This window comes from Methanobacterium sp., assembly GCF_016217785.1.
Lineage (GTDB): Archaea > Methanobacteriota > Methanobacteria > Methanobacteriales > Methanobacteriaceae > Methanobacterium.
The window spans coordinates 87501-108915 of the sequence record NZ_JACRGA010000019.1 but is presented as its reverse complement, the minus strand read 5'-3'; the positions used below and the strand labels follow the sequence as shown (position 1 = coordinate 108915).

Sequence of the window (21415 nt, the reverse complement as noted above, 5' to 3'; positions counted from 1 at the left end):
TTCAACTGCATTTTCGGAAGTTAATCATGATTAAAGAAGAAAATTTAAATTACAATTGGAAATTTGTTCAAATTAAGGATGCTTGTGAATTGTTGATGGGCCAATCACCTCCTGGATCTTCTTATAATGAAGAAGGAGAAGGAATGCCTTTTTTACAGGGAAAAGCAGAGTTTGGAAAAACATATCCTCACCATATAAAATTCACTACTGATCCTAAAAGGAAGACAAAAAGAGGGAGCATACTAATGTCTGTTAGGGCTCCTGTTGGTGATGTAAACATTGCCAATATAGATTATTGTATTGGAAGAGGTTTAGCTTCATTAAATCTAAAAAATGGTGATAATAAATATTTATTTTACTTATTAAATTATTTAAAGCCTAAAATTGAAGAATCAGGAACAGGATCAACTTTTAAGGCAATTACTAAATCTGGATTAGAAAAAATCAAAATCCCTGTTCCCCCCATCGAAACCCAAAAGAAAATAGTTGAAATTCTGGAAAAGGGCGAAAAACTGAAAGAATGGCGGGCAGAAGCTGATGAATTGATTGATGATTATTTAAAGAGTTTATTCGCTCATATGTTCTTTGATAAAGAGAAAAATAAAGATTGGGAAGTTAAATCTCTTTCAGAAATATGTGAAATCAATCCTAAAAAATCGGAAATCAATGATTTACCTTCAAGCACAGAAATTACTTTTTTAGGTATGGAAGATGTTGGAGAAAAAGGAGAAATATTTAATCATAAAATAAAGAATTTAGGTGATGTTATTAAAGGTTACACCTACTTTAGGAAAAATGATGTTTTATTTGCAAAAATTACTCCTTGTATGGAAAATGGAAAGGGTACTATAGCTCGTATTGATACTAAAATTGGCTTCGGTTCGACCGAATTTCATGTTTTAAGGCCTAAAGAAGTAAATTCTGAGTGGATATATCAGTTATTGTCGTTAGATTCTATCCGAGATAATGCTGAAAATATGATGACTGGTAGTGCGGGACAAAAAAGGGTATCTAAAAGATTTTTTGATAAATTAGAGGTTTCAATACCTCCATTAGAACTCCAAAATCAATTCGCCCAAATCGTCCAACAAGTGGAACCCCTAAAAGCTTGCCAATCCCAATCCAAACAAGAAATAGACAATCTATTCAACACCCTAATGCAAAAGGCATTCAAAGGAGAACTCGTATGTTAGACTCAGACCTCAAATCAAAGATTAACCAGTTATGGGATAAGTTCTGGAGCAGTGGAATATCCAATCCCCTGCAGGCCATTGAACAGATGTCCTACTTAATGTTCATGAAACGTTTAGATGATGATGAGATCTCCAGGGAAAAGAATGTACAGCTCAGTAAGGAAGAATATGAATCCATCTTTAAAGACTGTCCTGATTGCAGGTGGTCCAACTGGAATAATATGGCTGCTGATGAGATGCTGGGCCATGTTCGGGATAAAGTATTCCCCTTCTTACGGGATCTGGGTGGTGCGAATTCCCTTTACAGCCGTTACATGAAAGATGCAGTCTTTGCCATTCCTACAGGGAGTCTTCTGACTGAAGCCACCAAAATCATCGACGATATGCACATCAAGGACCGAAATTTGGATACCAAAGGGGATCTCTACGAATACCTCTTATCTGAACTTAAAACCTCCGGTAAAAACGGTCAGTTCCGTACACCCCGACACATCATCCAGATGATGGTGGAACTCTTAAACCCTAAAATAGGTGAAACAATCTGCGACCCGGCATGTGGTACTGCTGGTTTTTTAGTTAATTCTTATCGACATATTCTCAAATCAAATACATCCCCTGATTTAATTAAAATTGATGATGAAGGAATTGAATACAACTTCAAAGGGGATAAATTAAGCAAGGAAGAATTCAAGTTTCTGAAGAATGAGTCACTTTACGGTTATGACTTTGACCAGACAATGGTCCGAATTTCTTTAATGAACCTGATGATGCATGGCATCAGCAACCCTTACATTGATCAAATTAACACTATCTCCGTACGATACGATCAAAGGCCGCAATATAACATTGTTCTTGCTAACCCACCGTTTAAAGGAAGCATTAACAAAGAAGAGTTAAGCGATGATTTCACAATAAACACCACCAAAACAGAAATTCTCTTTTTGGAATTAATGTACAACATTCTAACGATAGGGGGAAGATGTGCAGTTATTGTACCTCAAGGAGTTTTATTTGGAAATTCCAAAGCACATAAATCCATAAGAATGAAACTTTTAGAGGAATGCAGGTTAGATGCAGTGATCTCCATGCCCTCTGGTGTTTTCAAGCCCTACGCAGGGGTATCCACAGGTATCTTAATCTTCACCAAAGGAGAACCAACTGAAAAGGTCTGGTTCTATGACATGGAGGCCGATGGTTATTCTTTAGATGATAAACGGACCTTTATTGATGGTAAAGGGGATATTTCAGATATTATTGAAAAATTCAACCAGAAAAATGAAGAAGATCTGGAAGATAGGAAAGCCAAGTGCTTCGTGGTTCCGCTGGATGAGATTAAAGAGAATGATTACAGTCTCAGCATCTCCAATTACAAGGAAATTGAGTACGAAGAGATTGAATACGAGCCTCCAGAAGTAATTAAAAAGAAGATTTTGGATTTGGAAGAAAAAATTATTGCTGGTTTGAAAGATTTAGAGATTTAATTGGATAAAGGGGAGTTCTATGCAAAAATATAAAACTGATTCCATTGGAAACATGATGAAACTGATATCTCAGAACGAAGTTTATCTGCCTGCAATTCAGAGAAAATTTGTTTGGTCATATGATCAGATTGAAATGCTTTTTGATTCTATCATGAGGGGTTATCCGATAGGAACTTTTCTTTTTTGGTCTGTAGTGGGAGCTACAAAGGATGATTATACATTTTACAAATTTATTCACAATTATCATGAACGTGACAATTATTTAAATGAAATAGCACCGAAGCCTGACCTTAAAGATAAAATAATAGGAGTATTAGATGGTCAGCAGAGATTAAGTTCAATGTACATTGCTCTTCAAGGAACTTACGCTTATAAGAAAAAACATTATCGAGTTGAAAGTGATAAGGCATATCCGCCAAGAGAGATGTATCTAAATCTATTTCAATCCACAAAACTCGAAGATGGCCTAATTTACGAATTTAGATTCTTGGAAGAAGAAGATGGCGAAATAATTGATGAAAACCAATCTTACTTCAGATTCAAGGACGAAAAACTATGGTTTAAAGTCAAAGAAGTTTTGACTTGGGGTTTAGATCCTGATTTAGACAAATTTTACGATGATTTAGTGGAGAATCCATCTATCAATACTGAAATCGTTTCTAGCATTAAAGAAATGAGACAACAAATCAAGAAAAGATTGAGGGTGCTTCATAATAGGCTTATCCGAGATGATTTGATTAATTACTTTGAATTAGAACAACAAGACCTTGATAAAATTTTAGATATATTTGTCCGGGTAAACAGTGGAGGCACTCCACTATCTAAATCCGACCTCCTTTTCTCAACTATTGTAGCAAGATGGGAAGAAGCAAGAAATGAAATTGATTCCCTGTTAAAAAATATAAACCAAAAAGGAGACGGATTCAGTTTCGATAATGATTTTATTATGAGAGCATGCCTCGTGCTTACAGACTCACAGATTGTTTTCACAGTTAAAAGTTTCAAAAAAGCAAATATTGAAAAAATTACAGAAAATTGGGAACAAATAAAATCATCAATCGAAAACATGGTAGATTTACTAGTTGAATTTGGTATTAATGAGAAGAATCTTACTTCTTTAAACGCAACAATTCCTATCGCTTATTATCTATTAAAAGGCGGGCAAATAAACAAAAGAACTAAACATGAATTGAAAATTTATTTAATCCAAAGTTTACTTCAGAAAGTCTATGGTGGTCAAGGTGACAGTGTTTTAACAAGCATTAGAGATGCCATACGAACAAAAGGCCATGAATCTTACATTCTAAGAAATAAAGATTTTGAAATCACAGATTTCGTGAATAATCTGGAACTACCCGGGAATAAACGTTTTAAAATTGATGAAGAAGATATAGAAGATTTATTAGAAACTAAAAAAGGACCTTATACCTTCTTAATACTTTCATTATTATATCCAAACTTAAAATATGGACTAAATAAATGGCATCAAGACCATATCCACCCTGCAAGTTCTTTCACTAATGCTAAACTCAAAAAATATGGGATTCCTGAAGAAAATTGGAAACATTGGCAATTATTGAAAGATCAATTACCTAATCTGCAAATAATGGAAGGATCTGAAAACGAAAGCAAAAACAAAACTCCATTCAATGCTTGGTTGCATGGTAAAAATGCAGATTGTATTCCAAACGTCAGAGATATTGATAAATTTTTATTAGATAATTATATTCCATTAGAAACAAGTTTAGAATTTGAAGATTTTGAAAATTTTTTTGAAAAAAGGAAAGGGATTTTAAGAGATGAAATCAAAAAGAGAGTATTTTTATCTCAAAGTAGCCATTAAATCACATTAAAGACTTTTTATCCATGAATTAAAAGGGGAATTTGTATGGAAAAAATGTGGATGGTAAGAGCCGGAGAATCAGCTTTTTTAATAGATAGGTTTAAAAACGAGAATATAATTGTTGTAGGAACAGAAATAGGGGACTTAAGCAATGTTAAAAGTCCTGAAGAAATCAAATTAAAGATCCAAAATAAATTTCCCGATAAAAAACCGGGTCAGATTGCCATATGGGCATCTCAAATAAGTAAATTTCGTTTTGATTTTCAAAAAAATGATCATGTTATTTCTTATGACCCTCAAAACCGTTTTTATCTAGTTGGAAAAATATTATCTGATTATGTATTCGATGACACATTTTAACCTGAAAATCCTTTGGAATACTGTGATTCTAGGAAAGTAAAATGGTTAGGAACTGTTAATAGAGATGATCTTTCCACATCCACCAAAAATACACTAGGTGCTATTTCTACTATATTTGAAATCAATCCTGACGCTTCTAAAGGAATACTTGACGCTCTCCATGGGATAGTGCCAGTAGAAGAAATTCAGGATGAAGATGAGGAACTAATTAGTTTAAAACAGGATATATTAGCTAAATCTCAGGAATTTATCAAAGATAAAATGTTAGATCTTGACTGGGAAGAAATGCAGGAGTTAGTTGCCGGTGTACTTAGAGCAATGGACTACAAGACCATAGTATCTTCCAAAGGACCAGATCGTGGCCGTGACATTTTAGCTTCACCAGATGGCCTGGGATTAAGTGAACCACGAATAGTAGTTGAAGTAAAACATAGGAAAGGTCAAATGGGGTCTCCAGAGATTCGAAGCTTTACCGGCGGTTTAAGACCTGGTGACAAGGGTCTATATGTATCTACAGGAGGATACAGCAAAGAGGCAAAGTATGAAGGTGAAAGATCTAATAATCCGGTCACACTCGTAGATGCGGACATGTTAGTCAGTCTAATAATTCAATATTATGATAATTTTGATACTGATGCAAGGTCTTTAATTCCTTTGACTAAGATTTATTGGCCAACTTAACTTAATTATCAGGGGATTAAAATGGCTTTTGATGAATTAAATCAACTGAAACAAATAATCTCAAAAGAGCCCATAGCTCTTTTTTTAGGATCTGGGATTTCCAAGGATTCTCCATCATCTCTCCCTACAGGGAATGAACTAAAAGAAAAAATAATGGAAGAGATCCTCAATGGGATAAAAATTCCTGAATCTATTAATAAAGATGTTAACAATACCATTTCAGAATTAAGATTAGAAGTTTTTCTTTATTTGTTAGATGAATGGAAGGGGAGGTACGATTGGAAGGAGAGAATGGATTTTATTATGGATTCACAACCAAATCACAACCATTACAATATTGCAAATCTTTTTAATAAGAAAATCGTCGAATTGATTATCACCACAAACTTTGACACACTCATTGAAGATTCTTTTAAACCAAAAAAAACACAGCTATTTTACAGTGATGATGATTTTAAAAAAATAGATGAAAATAAAGCAGTTCCAGGCCTATATAAAATTCACGGAAGTATATGTGATTGGGATGGAAATAAAACTCATGATAGCATTATAGGTTCAATTACAGAAGTTGCTAATAATGCATATCTACGATTATCACAAAACAAGAGTGATTTTTTAAGATATATTCTAGAAAATTATGTAGTTATTTTCTTAGGATACTCCGGGGAAGACGTAGACATTTTTCCTATTATTGAAAATTCTAATGTAAAACAAATAATTTGGGTTTTACACAGTCAAAATAGCAGCAATAAAACATTTGAGTTTTATTCAGATGCTAATAGAAGGGAAGATAGTCCAATTGATAAGTTAATAAAGAAACACCTTCAGACTATCGGTGTCTACTGTAATACATTTCTTTCATTTTTATCTGAAGAAAATTTCACTGACAACTTAATTCTAATTGAAGAATATGATAAAAGTGAATCTAAAACATCTAAAGATATTCAATTAAGTAAATCTCCTTACTCATTACTTAGTTTAATATTACGATATGGGAACAAATTTGAGAGTTCTGTTCAGGCATCTTCGTTAGCATTATTTGAAAAAAACCTTAAGGATGTTGATTCTTTTTTAAAGTCTGGTAAATTATTAAGTTCTTTAAGTTATGCAGCTGAACTGTTGAGAGATAAAGGAATTAGCCTTAAAGAACTTAATAATTTACAAGACGCGTTAAAATGCTTAGAAGAGGCGAAAAGGCTTATTGAATCTCAATATAATGCTTTAAATAAAGATGAGTTTTCTACTCCTAATAATTATTTCATAATGATGTCTCAAATTTATGAAGATATTGGATTAATTCATCTAGAAAAAAAAGATTTTGATAAGGCTTATAAATCGCTCATTAAAGCAAAAGAATTGTCTAAAAAACTAGAAGTTCCTAAAAAAACTGCGTTTCTTGCTAGAAACTATGGTAATTTAGGAGTAATATGTTGTAATTGTTTAATAACAAATACAGAGAAGAATGATTCCAGTTATTTTATTGAAAAATTTAGTGAAGCAAATTCTTTTTTTAAAAAGGCCACAAAACTAGAAACAAAAGTTGGAAATCTCGTTGGACTTGCCAAAACTCAGAATAATTGGGCAAATTTATTATCATATGGTCTTGAATGGAATAAATCATTTCAAAAAGGGATCAGCTCTTTAGTATTAATGGATTCACTTGAAGCACCATTTTCTGAAGAGGAAAAAGAAAATTGTAAGATTATAACTGCAAGTTCATTGAGTGCTATGGTTCCTAACCAAAAAGATGCAGAAAAATTGCTTGAAATCTTTCCAGGACCCAATATGAAATTAAAAACAAAATCTAAAGAAAAAATCATTGAATTATATAAAATTTATAGAAAAATTTGGGAAGCATCTATTTACATGACATAATTGAAAACTGAGGGGGAAAAACATGAATCAATCAGATATTTTAAAAAAGAAAAAAGCACAAGAACTAGGTAAAATGGCATGGGCCCTAAAAAATCAATGTCAGTATGATCATGCATTGGAATACATGAATCAATCTCGAGAAATTTTTAGAGAAATTGACGATAGACAAGGTGAAGCAAATCAAATTGGAAACATCGGCTGGGTTTATTTAGAAAAAAAAGAGTTTGATAAAGCATTAGAGCATATGTATGAATCTTTGAAGATGCAGGAAAAAATAGGGATTCCCAAAGAGATAGTTATTGACTTAAATGCTATTGGACTTACATTAAGACAGAAAGGAGAATTGGACCGTGCCCTAGAATACCATGAAAAAGCTTTGAGCATATCTAAAGCTAATAATTTTAAAAAGGAAATAGCACACGAACTGGAAGGTATAGGGCTTGTATATGGTGAGAAAAAAAATTTGAATAAGACGTTTAAATACTTAGAATCCGCTTTGGAGATCAATAGAGAAATCGAAGACAGGCAGGGAGAAGCAAATGTGTTAGCCAACATGGGATTATATTATTTGAAATTTGGAATAATCCTCGAAGCCGAAAAATGTCTGAAAGAGTCTAGGCACATCATTGATACAAATAATTTAATATATGGGCGTGATGTTACACAGCAATTACTCGATGTTATCAATAATATCAAACAAATGCAAGAGGAGAGTAGTGAATAAATTAGAGAATTTAAAACCCATTCAACGAGATAGCTGTAGTTAAAAAATGTCATCATCATATCTCTTGATGGTATAAAAACTATTCTGAGTGATTCTCAATTTGACAATATTATTAATCAGTTAAAAAGATCGATTAAGCTTCTCAAACAAAAGAAAAAGTCACCAAGGAATAAAATAACTTTACCCTCCTTTTTTTATCTTAATGGTTGTATTGGAGATTAAAATTCCGTATTCCGATTTATCGGGTTATGGTCTGGTTATCTGGGGTTTATCATTCTCCCCAGCACTCATCTCAACCAGTATCAGCCCATAATTCTGCGGTTTGAGCAGGAAATCAACACAGTTTTGTTTCATCAATTTTTGACATCCCTTATTCAAAGACCATATCAAACTATGCTTGGAGATAACTACTTGTCAAGTAATTAATTTTTGGTGCCAAAAAACTTTCTTATTTATGGATTTTGAAGCCCTAATTGCCCTTATTTTTTTCTCTGATTTTGAATTATTGGAAATCCTCATAACTATAAAAATCAGTGATGAAATAAATAATATTACTTTTATTTGAATGTGTACATTTTATATTGTAAAACTGCAATATGTATATTGTAAAAGTACAATAGGTATATTGTAATTTTGCAATACAGTTTATGGTATTAAATAGATGTAAGTGGTTCTATGAAAAATAATACAATTAAAATTATCACGGAATTGTTAGAGAAAGGCTGCCAAAAAACAAGCATTAAGGATTTATCACGGGATTTGAATTTGAATTATTCAAATGTTCACACCATAGTGAAAAAACTCCATAATTCTAACTTGGTTTCATTGAAGAAATATGGTGGGGCTTATGAATGTCTACTTTTGAAAAAAGTCGATCCATTAATATTTCATGCAGAATATTTACGTTGTCAGAATCTTTTAGAGAAAAATAAAGATCTTAAAGTTTTACATTTAAAATTAAAGTCATTAAAATTCCCTTTCATCGCTTTAATATTTGGTTCTCATGCCAAGGGTACTGCATCTAAATCATCTGATATAGATTTAATGATAATTTCAGAAAGCGAGAGAGAAAAAGAATTTGAAAAAATGATGAACATATTAGCTTTAGACATACATCTTGTAACTTTTAATTTTGAAGAATTTTTGTCTATGGCTAAGAATAAGGAATTTAGTGTAGTATCTGAGGCTCTAAAATCTAATATAATACTCTTAGGCATTGAAGACTATTACAGGGTGTTAGAAGATGTTGGATGCTGAAAGGATAAGAATTGCTCAAAAAAACTTTACTCTAGATCTAAAAGATGAATATATAAAGAAACAAATCCCGGACTCAGATTTGATAAATTCTTTATGGAACAATGCAACTGAAAGTTTAGAAGTTGCTGAATATCTATTTAAAGAAGAAATATCTCCTTTGTGGGTTATCGTATCTTAATATTATTCAATGTATTATATGTCCAATGCAGTTCTCAATAAAATGGGCTTTAAAGTGGGAGATCAGATTTCTCACAGGGTAACTGCCGATGCTTTAATTGTTCTTGTAAGAGACAAATTAAAAAATTTCCTTTTAGAAGATTTTGAAGAAGCTCAAGATGAATACAATGAAATAGATAATGTAACCGATGGAATAATTGAACTTTATGATTTAGAGCATAAAAAAAGACTAGATTCCCAGTATGTAGTTGGATATGATGTGAAGGTATCAAAATCCAAAACTTCTAGGGATAGAGCAAAAAAATTTGTTTTGGAGCTTGAAAAACTTTTAATAGAGCTTTAATCCGGAAAATTTTCTATATCTCTATAGTAAATATTTAATTTGTTTGGTGTTAGTATACATGATCATTATTGCAAGTGTAAGATCGGTGTTGGATCTATCTGGTAATGGCCCTATAATTTGGATTTTATTTTTAGTAAATTAATTGGAATCCCTCAAATCTACATTCATTATTAAATTTATGAAAATTTACGAGATAATTAAATAAAAATTTTTAATTAAAAGTTGTAACCTAATAAATAAACGTTAGAAAATATTAAAATATTCAATTATATTTTCTAAAAGAAGGTTAAATAATAGTAATTAAGCTCTAAAAACACGAAATCACAGTTTTTTGTGAAAATAAAATAGGATGAATTAAAGTGGAAAAAGAGGGTGAAATTATGGATGATGAAAGCCAAAAAGGTGTTAAAAGTGGCACGACGAACATTGATTGGTGGCCAAACCAGTTGAATCTTGACATCCTGCGCCAGCATTCTGAAAAGTCCAATCCAATGGATGAGGATTTCAACTATGCCGAAGAATTCAAGAGCCTAGACTTAGAGGCCGTGAAAAATGACCTCCATGAACTCATGACCCAGTCACAGGACTGGTGGCCGGCGGATTTTGGCCACTATGGGCCTTTATTCATCCGTATGGCGTGGCACAGCGCCGGCACATACCGTATCAGCGATGGCCGTGGAGGTGGGGGCAACGCTAACCAGCGATTTCCACCTCTCTCTAGCTGGCCTGACAACGCCAATCTCGACAAGCCTCGCCGGCTGCTCTGGCCTATCAAGCAGAAATACGGTCGGAAAATTTCCTGGGCCGACCTGATGATTCTCGCAGGCAATGTCGCCCTGGAATCCATGGGGTTTGCGACCTTCGGTTTTGGTGGGGGGCGTGAGGACATCTGGGAACCAGAGAAGGACGTATACTGGGGTTCTGAGAAAGAGTGGCTTACAGATCAGCGTCATACCGGTGAACGTGACCTCGAAAATCCCCTTGCCGCCCTGGAGATGGGTTTGATCTATGTGAACCCGGAAGGCCCCAACGGCGAGCCAGACCCCATAGCAGCAGCACATGATATCCGGGAGAGTTTCGCCCGCATGGCAATGAACGACGAGGAAACAGTGGCCCTCATTGCAGGTGGCCACGCCTTCGGCAAAACCCACGGTGCTGGTGACTCGGCACTGGTGGGCCCGGAGCCGGAAGCTGCTCCAATCGAGGAACAGGGTCTGGGTTGGAAGAGTAGCTTCGGCACTGGTAAAGGTAACGACACCATTACCGGCGGCCCGGAAGTTATCTGGACCAACACACCCACCCAGTGGGACAATAACTTCTTCAGGATATTATTCGAATTCGAATGGGAGCTGACCCAGAGCCCAGCTGGCGCCTACCAGTGGAGGCCGAGGGGTGACTCAGGCAAAAATACCGTGCCTGATCCCCACGACCCATCAAAACGTCGCACCCCAGGCATGCTAACCACTGACCTCTCTTTAAGGTTAGACCCGGTCTACGAGAAGATTTCAAGACGCTTCTATGAGAACCCTGACGAGCTTAAAGACGCGTTTGCCCGGGCATGGTTCAAGCTAACCCACCGTGACATGGGCCCCAAGGCACGTTATCTCGGCCCGGAGGTACCAGACGAGGATCTCATCTGGCAGGACCCTATCCCTGCAGTCAATCACGAATTAATCAATGAAGAAGACATCACCACCCTTAAGGAATGGATACTGGCTTCAGATCTATCAGTCAGAGAACTGATTTCCACTGCCTGGGCCTCAGCATCCACATTCCGAGGCTCCGACAAACGTGGCGGTGCCAATGGTGCTCGTATTCGCCTGGAACCCCAGAAGGATTGGGAAGTCAACCAACCCGACCAGCTAGCCAAAGTGCTCAAGACACTGGAAGGTATCCAGAGTGAATTTAACCAGGCCCAATCCGGTGACAAGAAGGTCTCCCTGGCTGATCTCATTGTTCTGGCAGGTTGTGCTGGTGTTGAAGAGGCGGCGAAAAATGCAGGATATACTATAAGAGTGCCCTTCACACCGGGACGCATGGATGCCCTGCAGGATCAGACTGATGTGGACTCATTCGCCGTGCTCGAACCCTTCGCAGACGGGTTCCGCAACTATCAAAAAGCTCAAAGCACACTTAGAGCCGAAGAGTTGCTGGTGGACAAAGCACAACTGTTGACATTGACCGCTCCTGAGATGACGGTCTTAATTGGTGGTTTACGTGTCCTCGATGCCAATTTTGACGGGTCCTCCCATGGTGTCTTCACCCAAAAGCCTGAGATGCTTACCAATGATTTCTTCGTGAACTTGCTTGATATGCAAACCGAATGGAAACAATCAAAAGAAGACGAAAATGTTTTCGAGGGGCATGACCGAGCAACCGGCGAACTCAAGTGGACCAGCACACGTTGCGACCTCATCTTCGGTTCAAACCCCGAACTCCGGGCATTGGCAGAATTCTACGCATGCGAAGACTCCCAAGAAAAGTTCCTGCACGACTTTATAAAGGCGTGGGACAAGGTCATGAACCTGGACCGGTTCGACCGGGTCTGATATCGATTCGGGGCCCACTCTGTAATTAACCTTAAATGGGGTTTATTTAAGCCTATTAAAGAAAAATTACTAGGGGAATAAAAATTACTCACCCTTTTTTTTTATTTTACTTTTTTTTATTTGAGATTACAATCTATAAGCATTGCAGCAAATTTTATCCCAACCAATAAATCCCCTAAATAATTTAAGCACTAATATGGCTTATTCAAGTAGGAATGGTTGCATTGATGCCCATTTGTCTTTCCATTCAATGGGTACGAGTTGTTTTGTTACTATTTCTGGTAATCTTTGGGGCTATTGCACGATCTTCGGGAGATAAGTTATATAATACAAATGGCCCCACCAAATATTCCGGGCCAGTGTGCTCTTGAAAAAAACTCTACATACTCTTTTTTATCCTGATCATCTCTTCGGGATCGATTTTTATTAGAAACTAAAAACCTCCCCTATACCAAATTATCTAAAACTATGCTCTAATATCTGTTAAAATTAAAATTTATAATTTATGAATACATTAGAATGTAAAAATTTGGACTGGTTTCTTCTTTGCATTATATCGAAAGGGATAAGAGAATTTATTATTCAAAAACTCTGAAATAATTATAATAGTATTTATTGTAGGAGTTAAGAAAATGGCAAAGGAAATCAAACAATTAGTGGTAGGAATAACCCGAGAGGGTGATATAGTGGTCAAAAGTGCCAGGGGTAGAATGTATTCGGTTAAAAAATCTGCAGATCTAGAATTCGGTTGTGAAGATCTTTTCAAGGATGTGGAAACAGAATTATACGCCACCATCGATACTGAAGCTGAAACCTGGGAATGTACCCTGATTGAATAGGATAAATATTGATAAATGAATTTAAAAAATAACATACAAACCATTTGAGGCTTGTGTTTGAGGGTGTGTTTACTATATCATCCATCCATGAGACTGGTGTGACTTAGGGAGTACTGGCTGGATAAGAATATGAAGATATGTAATGGATGGATACTATGGAACCTATACCCATAAAATCCCCTCTTAAGGGGGAGTGGATGGTCTTGAATAGCCCTGGATCTAAAGTTCCCAGTCATGGTACTCATTCTTTCGCATCAACCTATGCCTTCGACCTCATGCAGGTTGACTGGACCCAAAAACATGTTAAATTCCATAGGAAAAGTACTCTAGATCATATTTTAGGTAGAGTGCATTTAAATGATTGTTACTCGTATGGGAAGCCTATTTATGCACCTATTTCTGGCAGGGTAGTTGAAGCCCTTGATGGATACCCTGAACGTGACCCTGTACAGCCAATCCGTGATATTTCAGTGGCATTTAAGAATGCCTGGTTTTTTGATCCTCACAAACATAACATTCAGGATGTTGGTGGTAATTTCGTTATAATCCAGGGTGACCGAATATGGGATGGAATATGGGCATTTCTGGGTCACATGAAAACTGGTTCGGTAAAAGTAAACAATGGTGAAAAAATCGAATCCGGAGATCTTTTGGGGAACGTAGGTCATTCTGGTAACTCAACAGCCCCTCACCTCCATTTTCAACTCATGGACGGTCCTGATCCAATCATTGCTAAGGGTATTCCCTGTTGTTTTAAAGAATATGAATTATATCAGGATAAAAATTGGATTAAGATAGAAAATGGAATACCAAAAAATAAGGACAGAATTAGCCTTTAGACACCATTTGATATGCCAAAACCATTTGATATACTAAATATCAAACCAGAGGGATACACTCCCCATGAATTTCAGAATATTTTTGTACGATCCCACTCACCAAGCCCCAAATACATCCTAAGAGTAGTAAATAACTATTTTTTTAAGAAAACCTGTAAAATGAGTGCAGGGGAAGGGATTCGAACCCTTGAAGGCCTGCGCCAGAGGATCTTGAGTCCACCCCCGTTGACCGCTTGGGTACCCCTGCAACTATATACTGTGATGGTTGAAGATTACACCATATTAATTTAACTTTTTTTTGGTTTTACATAACTTCCGGGGGATAATGTTCCATAAAATTTCAAAGGAAAACAACATAAGGAGTTAAAAAATAACCAGGAGTTAAAAATAACCTGTTGGAATAAATGAAATAAAGCGGGCCCGACGGGAGTTGAACCCGCGGCCACCTGGTTAAAAGCCAGGCGCTCTCCCAGACTGAGCTACGGGCCCTCGGCTGTCATCATAATGAAATTAAACTTGAATTGTAGGGATCCCACATTCACATGCATATTCCAAAACAAAACAGGGTAGTACATGATTTGTTAACCTATTATATAAAGTTTCGTAATGGTAGATTGGTTAATATTAAACAGATTAACCATATGAACACGGTAAGTCAGTGACTTCACTATAACACTCCTATCCTTTTTATACTCCCTATTTTTAATTAAACTCTGGTGCTCTAATCCGATTAGGGTAGAAATCAGTCCTGTTTTAACCGTATATATTGCCCCAGGGAGTATGTGGAAAAAACAGGATTTACAAACACCTTGATCACCATGATTTGAAATAATATATTATTCCAACCTTTTTAAAAGAAAAATTTATCATTTGTAAGAATATAGGGTTTGTTTTAACTGAATTTAGAGCTTTTAAAATAATTATGGGGATTTAAAAAAAATAATAACCTAATTAATCTGGAAATAAGCTAAAATGAGTGCAGGGGAAGGGATTCGAACCCTTGAAGGCCTACACCAATAGGCCCTGAACCTATCCCCGTTGACCGCTTGGGTACCCCTGCGTATACCATTGATAGGTGAATATAGTATATAAAATCTACAGTTAGAAAACATTTTTTTAAATTGGGGAGTAGGAATAGAAATTTACAGGGTTGCTTTAATTTAATAGGTATTAGAAAAATACTATTCTATCAATTGATTGAACTTTGATATGGGATCTTATATTGATTAATTGAATAAGGGTGAATAGGGAGAGTTGGACTGTGAAATGCAAAAATTGTGGGCATGATAATGACTTGGATTCTGCGTTCTGTGAAGAATGTGGCAGTAAACTGGTGGGAGGGCCCTCCTTTGGAAGAAATCCCCAGTCAAAACCCAAAAAAGAAGGGTCAAAGACAACAAACAACATCTTAATAGTTGCCATCGTAGCACTGGTGATCATACTGGGAATAATGGGGGGAATACTCCTGAAACTCCCTGGAAACTCCACCCCAGTAGTAAACAACACCACAGCCAACAATTCCACAGTCACTGAACAAATATCCCTCACTGCAGGGGTCCCGGTTTCACAGGTTCCGGGTCTTGCACAGGCAATATCAGGGACCGGGGTTGGGTTCACCACTATCTCCTATGGTGGGGTGACCCTGGATAAGAATCAGTGCCTTTACATATTATCCAAGGGTATTGTGATGATAAACAATGCACAGACTGGAAACATCCCCATAAACCAGTACAAAAATCCAGATAATGCCTACGGAACAGTTACCTCTACCACTATCACCAAAACGGAATACGTGGACATGGCTCAAAGAACCTACATCTGGATGGACAACAATGGCCAGTCACCCAACTACATTGGGATAAAGGTCTCCGGACAACCTGATCTATCCCCTGATACTTTGCTGAGCCTGTACTCTAAGGTTTTAACCCAGTATAAATCAACTGGCCAGCTACCAGTCAGTGTAACCATACCCTAAACTCTTTTAGAGTATTAACATGAGTTATGAGGCTTAAAATGGGGAAGAGACTTCAATTATTTTTGGTACTGGGGATTGTCTTCTGTGCAGCGGTGATATCCTCCTTTTATTTATTCCCAATCCAGAAAGCTACCTCAACAGTACCGGTGTTCAGCAGTGTGGTTCTGGGTGAAAATGAATATGGAACAGTTACCCGGGAGGGTCCCTATGGTAATGCCAGCTCACCCAACCGGATCGCCTACATAGTAGGTGTTCATCCCCTGGAATACCAGGCCCACAACGCCCTGGTTGAAGCTCTTGAAAACCAGGATAAGTCCCTTAAAAACTGCTACTACATTTATAAAGTAAATGTGACCAGTGATTCTGATGATTATGGCCAGGGGAGAGCTAACGGCCAACAACTCGCCTATAACTATGCAGTGCCCTCTGTGAAAAACTCTTCAATGGACCTGGTTATTGATGTGCACTCCAACGAGGGTAACTACCAGGAGAAATGGTTCCTGTTCGTCCCAGGGCAATCTGAAAAAGCAGAATCAATCGCATATACCCTTAAAAATGAGACCAACTGGTTAACAGTGTACAGTCCCCCCAATCCCACCAGCCCGGCCTATGTGACCATCCCTGTGATCCAGGCGGGAGTTCCGGCAATTATCTATGAAACCTACACCTACGAATCAGTTGAACAGACTCAAAAACATGCAGGGGAAATAGTTTCAATCATAGACCAGCTGAAACTGAGTTAAGAAACTGAAGTTAACAGTAGTTATGAAAATTTTTCAGGGCTTGGTTTAATTAATCCATTAAAAAGCAAATTCACAAACCAGGCAACGGTGGTCCTTCTCATAGGGGTCCAGGTCTACTTTATCCACTATCCGGAAGCCATGCTCTTTTAATTTGGATGCTTCCTCACGGAATATCTGTTTGGGTTTGCGAGTGACATCGATACTCCGGGCTTTTATCATGATCATTCCCTGACCTTCTTCTTTAAGAAACATTCGCATGTTGTCCATGAATATTTCAGTCTGGTGGGGCTGGGCCACATCAGAGTAAACCAGATCCACCTTCTCCACCAATCCCATATATTTTGCAGGTTTACTAGCATCATCCAGTATGGGGGTCATGTTCCCCCTCTCCCTGCAAACAGCCAGCAGCTCCCGCATCATGCGGGGTGCAAACTCCACACAGTAGATCACACCATCGGTGATGATATCTGAGATATGGGATGGGGTTGTACCTGCAGAAGCACCCAGGTAGAGTACACGGGAGTCAGATTCAATGGGGAATGTTTCCAGTCCCTTCAAGAGGGCGGCTGCCAGTTTTGAACGGCGAGGGTCCCACAGACGGCACTCCACATCCTCATAATCCACCAGTTTCTCCCCGTAAATCTTCACCCCGGGGTTGAGGTTGCAGGTGGCCAGGTGGCCGTCCAGTTCGTACACTCCAGTGAAAGTATTATCCAAATCCGTATTATCTTCCATGATCTTCCTCTTTAAAATTCCTTTATACTCTTTTGAATTCCTTTATACTATTAAAATTAGTCGCCCTATTGGGAAGATGAGGATTATTTATTCAAATGGTTTGTTGTTTTTAATGTCTTTGAGAGTTTTATGGAGTTTCTCATGGGACTGGTCCACTGTTTTTTTAATGGCCTCTGCTTCCCGGTCAATGTTGGAAAGGCACTCCTGGGCCTGTTTCTGGTTGGCTTCCATGGTATCCTTTAGTATGAGGAAGTTATTATTGAGTCTTTCCTCCACCCGTCGGGAAAACTGGATGGCAAACACTGCCAATATAATTGAAAAAGCACTGGATATAATGGATACTGCAGCCACGACATCTACCATTTAACTCACCTTTTTAACATTAAATGAAATGACCCTTCAAAAAACCACCCTCCACACCACCAGATACACATAACTTAGTGAGTTTTTTGATTAGTTTTCTAAACTCACTCGACACCGGGTTTGATTTGTGGCTGGAAATAATTCTGCGGATGAAATGATTCAACTATTCATCCTCTGAATAATCCAACTATTCATCCTGAAATATTTCAATTATTCATCCTAATACTCATAATCACCCTTCTTAAACCGGAACTTATCCTTTTTTTTCTTCCGTTTTTTATCCTTTTTCTTCTTTGACTTCTCAATCCGTTTGGGGAAAGGATGTTCCTTGGTTATCTCTTCCAGCCTCTTCTGGAAACCTTCCTTCACCTCAGGATCGTATTCACCAGAGAAGTAATCCTTCCTCACTGCCAGGCTTATCTTACCAGCCAGTGCCCTGGATACTCTTCCCCGGATCCACCATCTGGAACCACGCACATCCGGGTGCTGGTAGATTAAACCGTGCTTGGGCGGCCGTTCACCAGTTTTAAGGTGACGGAACAGGGCCTTCTCCGCCCCCAGGATCTGAACAGTGCTGGAAGGTAAAAGGGCCAGTCGCTTAATACCACCGGTGTGGGCGATGATCTTAGCTCCAAGGGACCCACCTAACAGATCCCGTAGGTTGGGGGCCATCTCCTGCATCTTGGCATCAACATAATCCGTGGTTGACTTCTTGGATTCCTGAATGGACTGGATAGTCCGGGCAAAACCCTGGATTACCTCCAGATCATAGGAGGATAAATCCGCACCGAGACTCATTCCAGACTCCATATTTTCATTTGAAACTCCTAAATTCATATCCAGGGCACCTGAGTTTATAACCGTGTCACGGTCCCCGTACTCTGCCACTAACTCCACGTACCGGGCATGGTCCCGCACCTCATCCATTTCCGGGAAGTGAACTGGATACCATTCCCGGATACGTTCCACCAGTTTAACTTCAGCTTCCTCCAGCTCCTCAATGGCATGTATGGCCTGAATAAGGAGAAGATCATCAGACAGAGATGCTTCTTTCAGCTTTCTCTCGGTAACCTGAAGGGCTAATTTACGGGTGATACTCCACAAATCCCCTGGTGAATCCAGAAAACCAGCTTCATGGAGAACTTCCCCCAGATTACTCCGCAGGTAATCCCCACCTTTACTGGGAATCTGGTAAGTGAATTTAGAATTATATTTAAGGTCCTGATAGTGATAACTGCTCCGGGAAGTCTCGATAATGATCTCATCACAATCTTTACCCACTTTTTCCAGGAAACGCTTCTCCTCAGGGGTTATGTCCTTTTCTGCCATTTGGAACCATTTTTCCAGGAGTTCAGAGTGTGGGAAAAGTTCATAATCCAGTAAGTTAAAATCTTCATCTAAGACTAAGAAGCCTGCAAAACAACCAACTACATAACACTTCATAGAATTTAATGTGTACTTGATGGAATTTAAACCTTCTAACTTAAGGTGTAATCATGCTGGAAGTGGAAATATGCCATATGAAAATGAGAAACCCCACCGTCCTAGCGGCGGGTGTTCTGGGAAGCACGTCCTCGTCCCTTAACTGGGCAGCTCGAAGTGGAGCCGGGGCAGTGGTAACCAAATCCTTCGCATTAGAGCCTAATAAAGGCTACCCCAACCCCACCACCGTGGAAGTGGAGGGTGGTATAATCAATGCCATAGGCTTATCCAACCCGGGAGTGGAAGCATTCAAGGGGGAGCTGGAAAAACTGGATGGTAACGTCCCACAGATAGCCTCAATCTACGGTTCCACACCAGAAGATTTTACTATGGTGGCCAGTCAGGTGGAAAACCTGGTGGATGCTCTGGAACTTAATGTATCATGCCCTCATGCCATGGAAGGATGCGGGGCATCAATAGGCCAGGATCCGGATCTAACCCGCAGTATTGTAAAGACAGTTAAAAGATCAGTGGACACTCCGGTGATTGCCAAGCTAACACCCAATGTAACTGACATCGTGGAGATAGCCCAGGCAGCAGAGCAGGGTGGTGCCGATGCACTGACTCTCATCAACTCCCTGGGCCCGGGTATGAGGATCGATGTAGAAACAGCCCATCCCATACTCTCCAACCGTTTTGGGGGAATGTCCGGTCCAGCCATAAAGCCCATAGCCCTTCGCTGCGTATACCAGGTCCACCAGAACGTTAAAATACCTCTAATGGGTGTGGGTGGTATAACCGACTATCGGGATGTGGTGGAATTTTTGTACGCCGGAGCCAGTTGTGTTCAGATGGGAACCGCAGTCATGTACCATGGACTGGAAGTCTTCCAGGAAATAAACACTGGCCTGGAGAAGTTCATGAAAGAGAAGAACTACCAAACTGTGGAGGAGATGGTGGGACTGGCCCACCAGTTGTAAAAAGGAAGGTGTAAACTCATGTCAAGGACGAATACTATGCATGTTCCACAGGTACTGAAAATCAAGAGGATAGTTGAGGAAACACCCACGGTGAAAACCTTCTATTTGCCCTGGGAATTTAAAGATGAGACTCCGGGCCAATTTTCAACTACCGGCCAGTTTTCAACTACTGCCCAGTTTCCAATTCCCGGTCAGTTTTTAATGGTCTGGAATTTCCAGGATGAGAAACCCATGTCCATCTCCAGTATTGATCCAGTAAATGGGGAGATCGGTCTTTCGGTGAAGATGGTGGGCCCCTTCACCCAGTCACTGCACAAACTACAAGAAAACGACCAGCTGGGATTAAGAGGTCCCTATGGCAGGGGATTTGAGATTGCAGGTTCCCGGGTCCTGGCAGTTGGGGGTGGGATTGGAATGGCACCAGTGGCAGCTTTTGCTGAGGAAGCCAGTAGTAGGGGTGTAAAAGTGGACACCATCACCGCTGCCACCACCCAGAGCGAGATACTATTTGCAGAACGCCTGGAAAATGCAGGCGTCCGTGTATTCCCCACCACTGATGATGGAAGTCATGGTTTCTGCGGATTCGCCACAGAACTGGCAGAAAAACTCATAACTGAAGGAAAATATGACTTGGTGGTGGCCTGCGGTCCGGAGATCATGATGATGAAACTGTCCCTCATCACCCAGGAAAATCAGATCCCGGCACAGTTTTCCCTGGAGCGCTACATGAAGTGTGCCCTTGGAATATGTGGGCAGTGTTGTGTGGATGATGTGGGCTGGAGGATCTGTGTCGAAGGACCGGTTTTCTGGGGAGACCAGCTCCGGCTGATATCTGAATTCGGAAAATACCATAGGGATGCTTCCGGAATCAAAAACAGTTTTTAAAAATTAGGTTTACCCACATACAATCAGGTTACACAATGGAATTTAAAATGATAGAATCATATAAAAAAATTTTCACTATATTCTTATAATTAAAATTTTCAGTAATAATGTTCTATAATTAAAATCATGACCGGATCATTCAATTAATTAA

At 38.6% G+C, this 21415-nt stretch carries 20 protein-coding genes and 3 tRNA genes; 17 read left to right on the top strand and 6 right to left on the bottom strand.

The genetic code is table 11. The annotated features are described in order from the left end of the window. Positions 1–26 precede the first annotated feature (26 nt). From HY987_RS08460 to HY987_RS08400, 13 genes are all read left to right on the top strand, one after another. Positions 27–1193: a restriction endonuclease subunit S gene (locus HY987_RS08460; protein WP_292757529.1), complete on the top strand. Its 1167-nt coding sequence runs from the start codon at positions 27–29 to the stop codon at positions 1191–1193. Beyond that, the gene (locus HY987_RS08455) at positions 1187–2674 is read left to right on the top strand and encodes a type I restriction-modification system subunit M (protein WP_292757527.1); all 1488 of its coding nucleotides are present in this window, start codon (positions 1187–1189) and stop codon (positions 2672–2674) included. The genes HY987_RS08460 and HY987_RS08455 overlap by 7 nt, the downstream gene beginning before the upstream one ends. A 19-nt stretch (positions 2675–2693) precedes the next feature. Continuing rightward, on the top strand, positions 2694–4517 hold the full coding sequence (locus HY987_RS08450; RefSeq protein ID WP_292757525.1) for a DUF262 domain-containing protein: 1824 nt from the start codon (positions 2694–2696) through the stop codon (positions 4515–4517). 45 nt (positions 4518–4562) lie between these two features. Continuing rightward, complete coding sequence (locus HY987_RS08445) at positions 4563–4877, top strand: hypothetical protein (protein ID WP_292757523.1); 315 nt, start codon at positions 4563–4565, stop codon at positions 4875–4877. 12 nt (positions 4878–4889) lie between these two features. Continuing rightward, the gene (locus HY987_RS08440) at positions 4890–5558 is read left to right on the top strand and encodes a restriction endonuclease (protein WP_292757521.1); all 669 of its coding nucleotides are present in this window, start codon (positions 4890–4892) and stop codon (positions 5556–5558) included. A 21-nt stretch (positions 5559–5579) separates the two neighbouring features. Continuing rightward, positions 5580–7433, top strand: a complete 1854-nt coding sequence (locus HY987_RS08435; protein WP_292757519.1) for an SIR2 family protein — start codon at positions 5580–5582, stop codon at positions 7431–7433. A 22-nt stretch (positions 7434–7455) separates the two neighbouring features. Further along, positions 7456–8157 (top strand): tetratricopeptide repeat protein, encoded by a 702-nt coding sequence (locus tag HY987_RS08430; protein WP_292757517.1) that lies wholly within the window; start codon positions 7456–7458, stop codon positions 8155–8157. A gap of 675 nt (positions 8158–8832) precedes the next feature. Then, complete coding sequence (locus HY987_RS08425) at positions 8833–9414, top strand: nucleotidyltransferase domain-containing protein (protein WP_292757515.1); 582 nt, start codon at positions 8833–8835, stop codon at positions 9412–9414. After that, complete coding sequence (locus HY987_RS08420) at positions 9401–9592, top strand: hypothetical protein (protein WP_292757513.1); 192 nt, start codon at positions 9401–9403, stop codon at positions 9590–9592. Before HY987_RS08425 ends, HY987_RS08420 begins: the two co-directional genes overlap by 14 nt. A gap of 18 nt (positions 9593–9610) precedes the next feature. Next, positions 9611–9934 (top strand): hypothetical protein, encoded by a 324-nt coding sequence (locus HY987_RS08415; protein ID WP_292757511.1) that lies wholly within the window; start codon positions 9611–9613, stop codon positions 9932–9934. A 380-nt stretch (positions 9935–10314) separates the two neighbouring features. Next, a complete protein-coding gene (gene katG, locus HY987_RS08410) occupies positions 10315–12483 on the top strand; it encodes a catalase/peroxidase HPI (RefSeq protein WP_292757509.1) in 2169 nt (722 codons plus the stop codon). Positions 12484–13115: 632 nt separating this feature from the next. Continuing rightward, positions 13116–13322, top strand: a complete 207-nt coding sequence (locus HY987_RS08405) for a hypothetical protein (RefSeq protein ID WP_292757507.1) — start codon at positions 13116–13118, stop codon at positions 13320–13322. 197 nt (positions 13323–13519) lie between these two features. Then, the gene (locus tag HY987_RS08400; protein ID WP_292757505.1) at positions 13520–14161 is read left to right on the top strand and encodes a M23 family metallopeptidase; all 642 of its coding nucleotides are present in this window, start codon (positions 13520–13522) and stop codon (positions 14159–14161) included. A 164-nt stretch (positions 14162–14325) separates the two neighbouring features. Here the strand turns inward: HY987_RS08400 and HY987_RS08395 are convergent. From HY987_RS08395 to HY987_RS08385, 3 genes are all read right to left on the bottom strand, one after another. Next, positions 14326–14408, bottom strand: a tRNA-Leu gene (locus HY987_RS08395). A 168-nt stretch (positions 14409–14576) separates the two neighbouring features. Next, positions 14577–14650, bottom strand: a tRNA-Lys gene (locus HY987_RS08390). 488 nt (positions 14651–15138) lie between these two features. Continuing rightward, positions 15139–15221: transfer RNA gene (locus HY987_RS08385), tRNA-Leu, on the bottom strand. Between the two features lie 201 nt (positions 15222–15422). On the opposite strand from HY987_RS08385, the gene HY987_RS08380 reads away from it, so the two are divergent. Further along, entirely contained in the window at positions 15423–16136 is a 714-nt protein-coding gene (locus HY987_RS08380) for a pseudomurein-binding repeat-containing protein (RefSeq protein ID WP_292757503.1), read from the top strand. A gap of 38 nt (positions 16137–16174) precedes the next feature. Further along, a complete protein-coding gene (locus HY987_RS08375; protein WP_292757501.1) occupies positions 16175–16879 on the top strand; it encodes a hypothetical protein in 705 nt (234 codons plus the stop codon). A 57-nt stretch (positions 16880–16936) separates the two neighbouring features. Here the strand turns inward: HY987_RS08375 and HY987_RS08370 are convergent, their stop codons facing one another. The 3 genes from HY987_RS08370 to HY987_RS08360 form a co-directional block, all read right to left on the bottom strand. Further along, complete coding sequence (locus HY987_RS08370) at positions 16937–17614, bottom strand: fibrillarin-like rRNA/tRNA 2'-O-methyltransferase (protein ID WP_292757499.1); 678 nt, start codon at positions 17612–17614, stop codon at positions 16937–16939. Between the two features lie 87 nt (positions 17615–17701). Further along, a complete protein-coding gene (locus tag HY987_RS08365; RefSeq protein WP_292757497.1) occupies positions 17702–17977 on the bottom strand; it encodes a hypothetical protein in 276 nt (91 codons plus the stop codon). Between the two features lie 219 nt (positions 17978–18196). Beyond that, on the bottom strand, positions 18197–19420 hold the full coding sequence (locus tag HY987_RS08360) for an ATP-binding protein (protein WP_292757495.1): 1224 nt from the start codon (positions 19418–19420) through the stop codon (positions 18197–18199). Between the two features lie 53 nt (positions 19421–19473). Here HY987_RS08360 and HY987_RS08355 point away from each other — a divergent pair, with 53 nt between their 5' ends. Together HY987_RS08355 and HY987_RS08350 are read left to right on the top strand one after the other, a co-directional pair. Beyond that, on the top strand, positions 19474–20379 hold the full coding sequence (locus HY987_RS08355) for a dihydroorotate dehydrogenase (RefSeq protein ID WP_292757493.1): 906 nt from the start codon (positions 19474–19476) through the stop codon (positions 20377–20379). 18 nt (positions 20380–20397) lie between these two features. Beyond that, positions 20398–21264, top strand: a complete 867-nt coding sequence (locus HY987_RS08350) for a dihydroorotate dehydrogenase electron transfer subunit (RefSeq protein WP_292757491.1) — start codon at positions 20398–20400, stop codon at positions 21262–21264. Positions 21265–21415 lie beyond the last annotated feature (151 nt).

What these genes read in the sequence shown, in the direction of transcription:
- HY987_RS08460 (WP_292757529.1), top strand. Translation starts at nt 27, where the DNA reads ATGATTAAAGAAGAAAATTTAAATTACAATTGGAAATTTGTTCAAATT.
- HY987_RS08455 (WP_292757527.1), top strand. Translation starts at nt 1,187, where the DNA reads ATGTTAGACTCAGACCTCAAATCAAAGATTAACCAGTTATGGGATAAG.
- HY987_RS08450 (WP_292757525.1), top strand. Translation starts at nt 2,694, where the DNA reads ATGCAAAAATATAAAACTGATTCCATTGGAAACATGATGAAACTGATA.
- HY987_RS08445 (WP_292757523.1), top strand. Translation starts at nt 4,563, where the DNA reads ATGGAAAAAATGTGGATGGTAAGAGCCGGAGAATCAGCTTTTTTAATA.
- HY987_RS08435 (WP_292757519.1), top strand. Translation starts at nt 5,580, where the DNA reads ATGGCTTTTGATGAATTAAATCAACTGAAACAAATAATCTCAAAAGAG.
- HY987_RS08430 (WP_292757517.1), top strand. Translation starts at nt 7,456, where the DNA reads ATGAATCAATCAGATATTTTAAAAAAGAAAAAAGCACAAGAACTAGGT.
- HY987_RS08425 (WP_292757515.1), top strand. Translation starts at nt 8,833, where the DNA reads ATGAAAAATAATACAATTAAAATTATCACGGAATTGTTAGAGAAAGGC.
- HY987_RS08420 (WP_292757513.1), top strand. Translation starts at nt 9,401, where the DNA reads ATGTTGGATGCTGAAAGGATAAGAATTGCTCAAAAAAACTTTACTCTA.
- HY987_RS08415 (WP_292757511.1), top strand. Translation starts at nt 9,611, where the DNA reads ATGTCCAATGCAGTTCTCAATAAAATGGGCTTTAAAGTGGGAGATCAG.
- katG (WP_292757509.1), top strand. Translation starts at nt 10,315, where the DNA reads ATGGATGATGAAAGCCAAAAAGGTGTTAAAAGTGGCACGACGAACATT.
- HY987_RS08405 (WP_292757507.1), top strand. Translation starts at nt 13,116, where the DNA reads ATGGCAAAGGAAATCAAACAATTAGTGGTAGGAATAACCCGAGAGGGT.
- HY987_RS08400 (WP_292757505.1), top strand. Translation starts at nt 13,520, where the DNA reads ATGGTCTTGAATAGCCCTGGATCTAAAGTTCCCAGTCATGGTACTCAT.
- HY987_RS08375 (WP_292757501.1), top strand. Translation starts at nt 16,175, where the DNA reads ATGGGGAAGAGACTTCAATTATTTTTGGTACTGGGGATTGTCTTCTGT.
- HY987_RS08370 (WP_292757499.1), bottom strand. Translation starts at nt 17,614, where the DNA reads ATGGAAGATAATACGGATTTGGATAATACTTTCACTGGAGTGTACGAA.
- HY987_RS08365 (WP_292757497.1), bottom strand. Translation starts at nt 17,977, where the DNA reads ATGGTAGATGTCGTGGCTGCAGTATCCATTATATCCAGTGCTTTTTCA.
- HY987_RS08360 (WP_292757495.1), bottom strand. Translation starts at nt 19,420, where the DNA reads ATGAAGTGTTATGTAGTTGGTTGTTTTGCAGGCTTCTTAGTCTTAGAT.
- HY987_RS08355 (WP_292757493.1), top strand. Translation starts at nt 19,474, where the DNA reads ATGCTGGAAGTGGAAATATGCCATATGAAAATGAGAAACCCCACCGTC.
- HY987_RS08350 (WP_292757491.1), top strand. Translation starts at nt 20,398, where the DNA reads ATGTCAAGGACGAATACTATGCATGTTCCACAGGTACTGAAAATCAAG.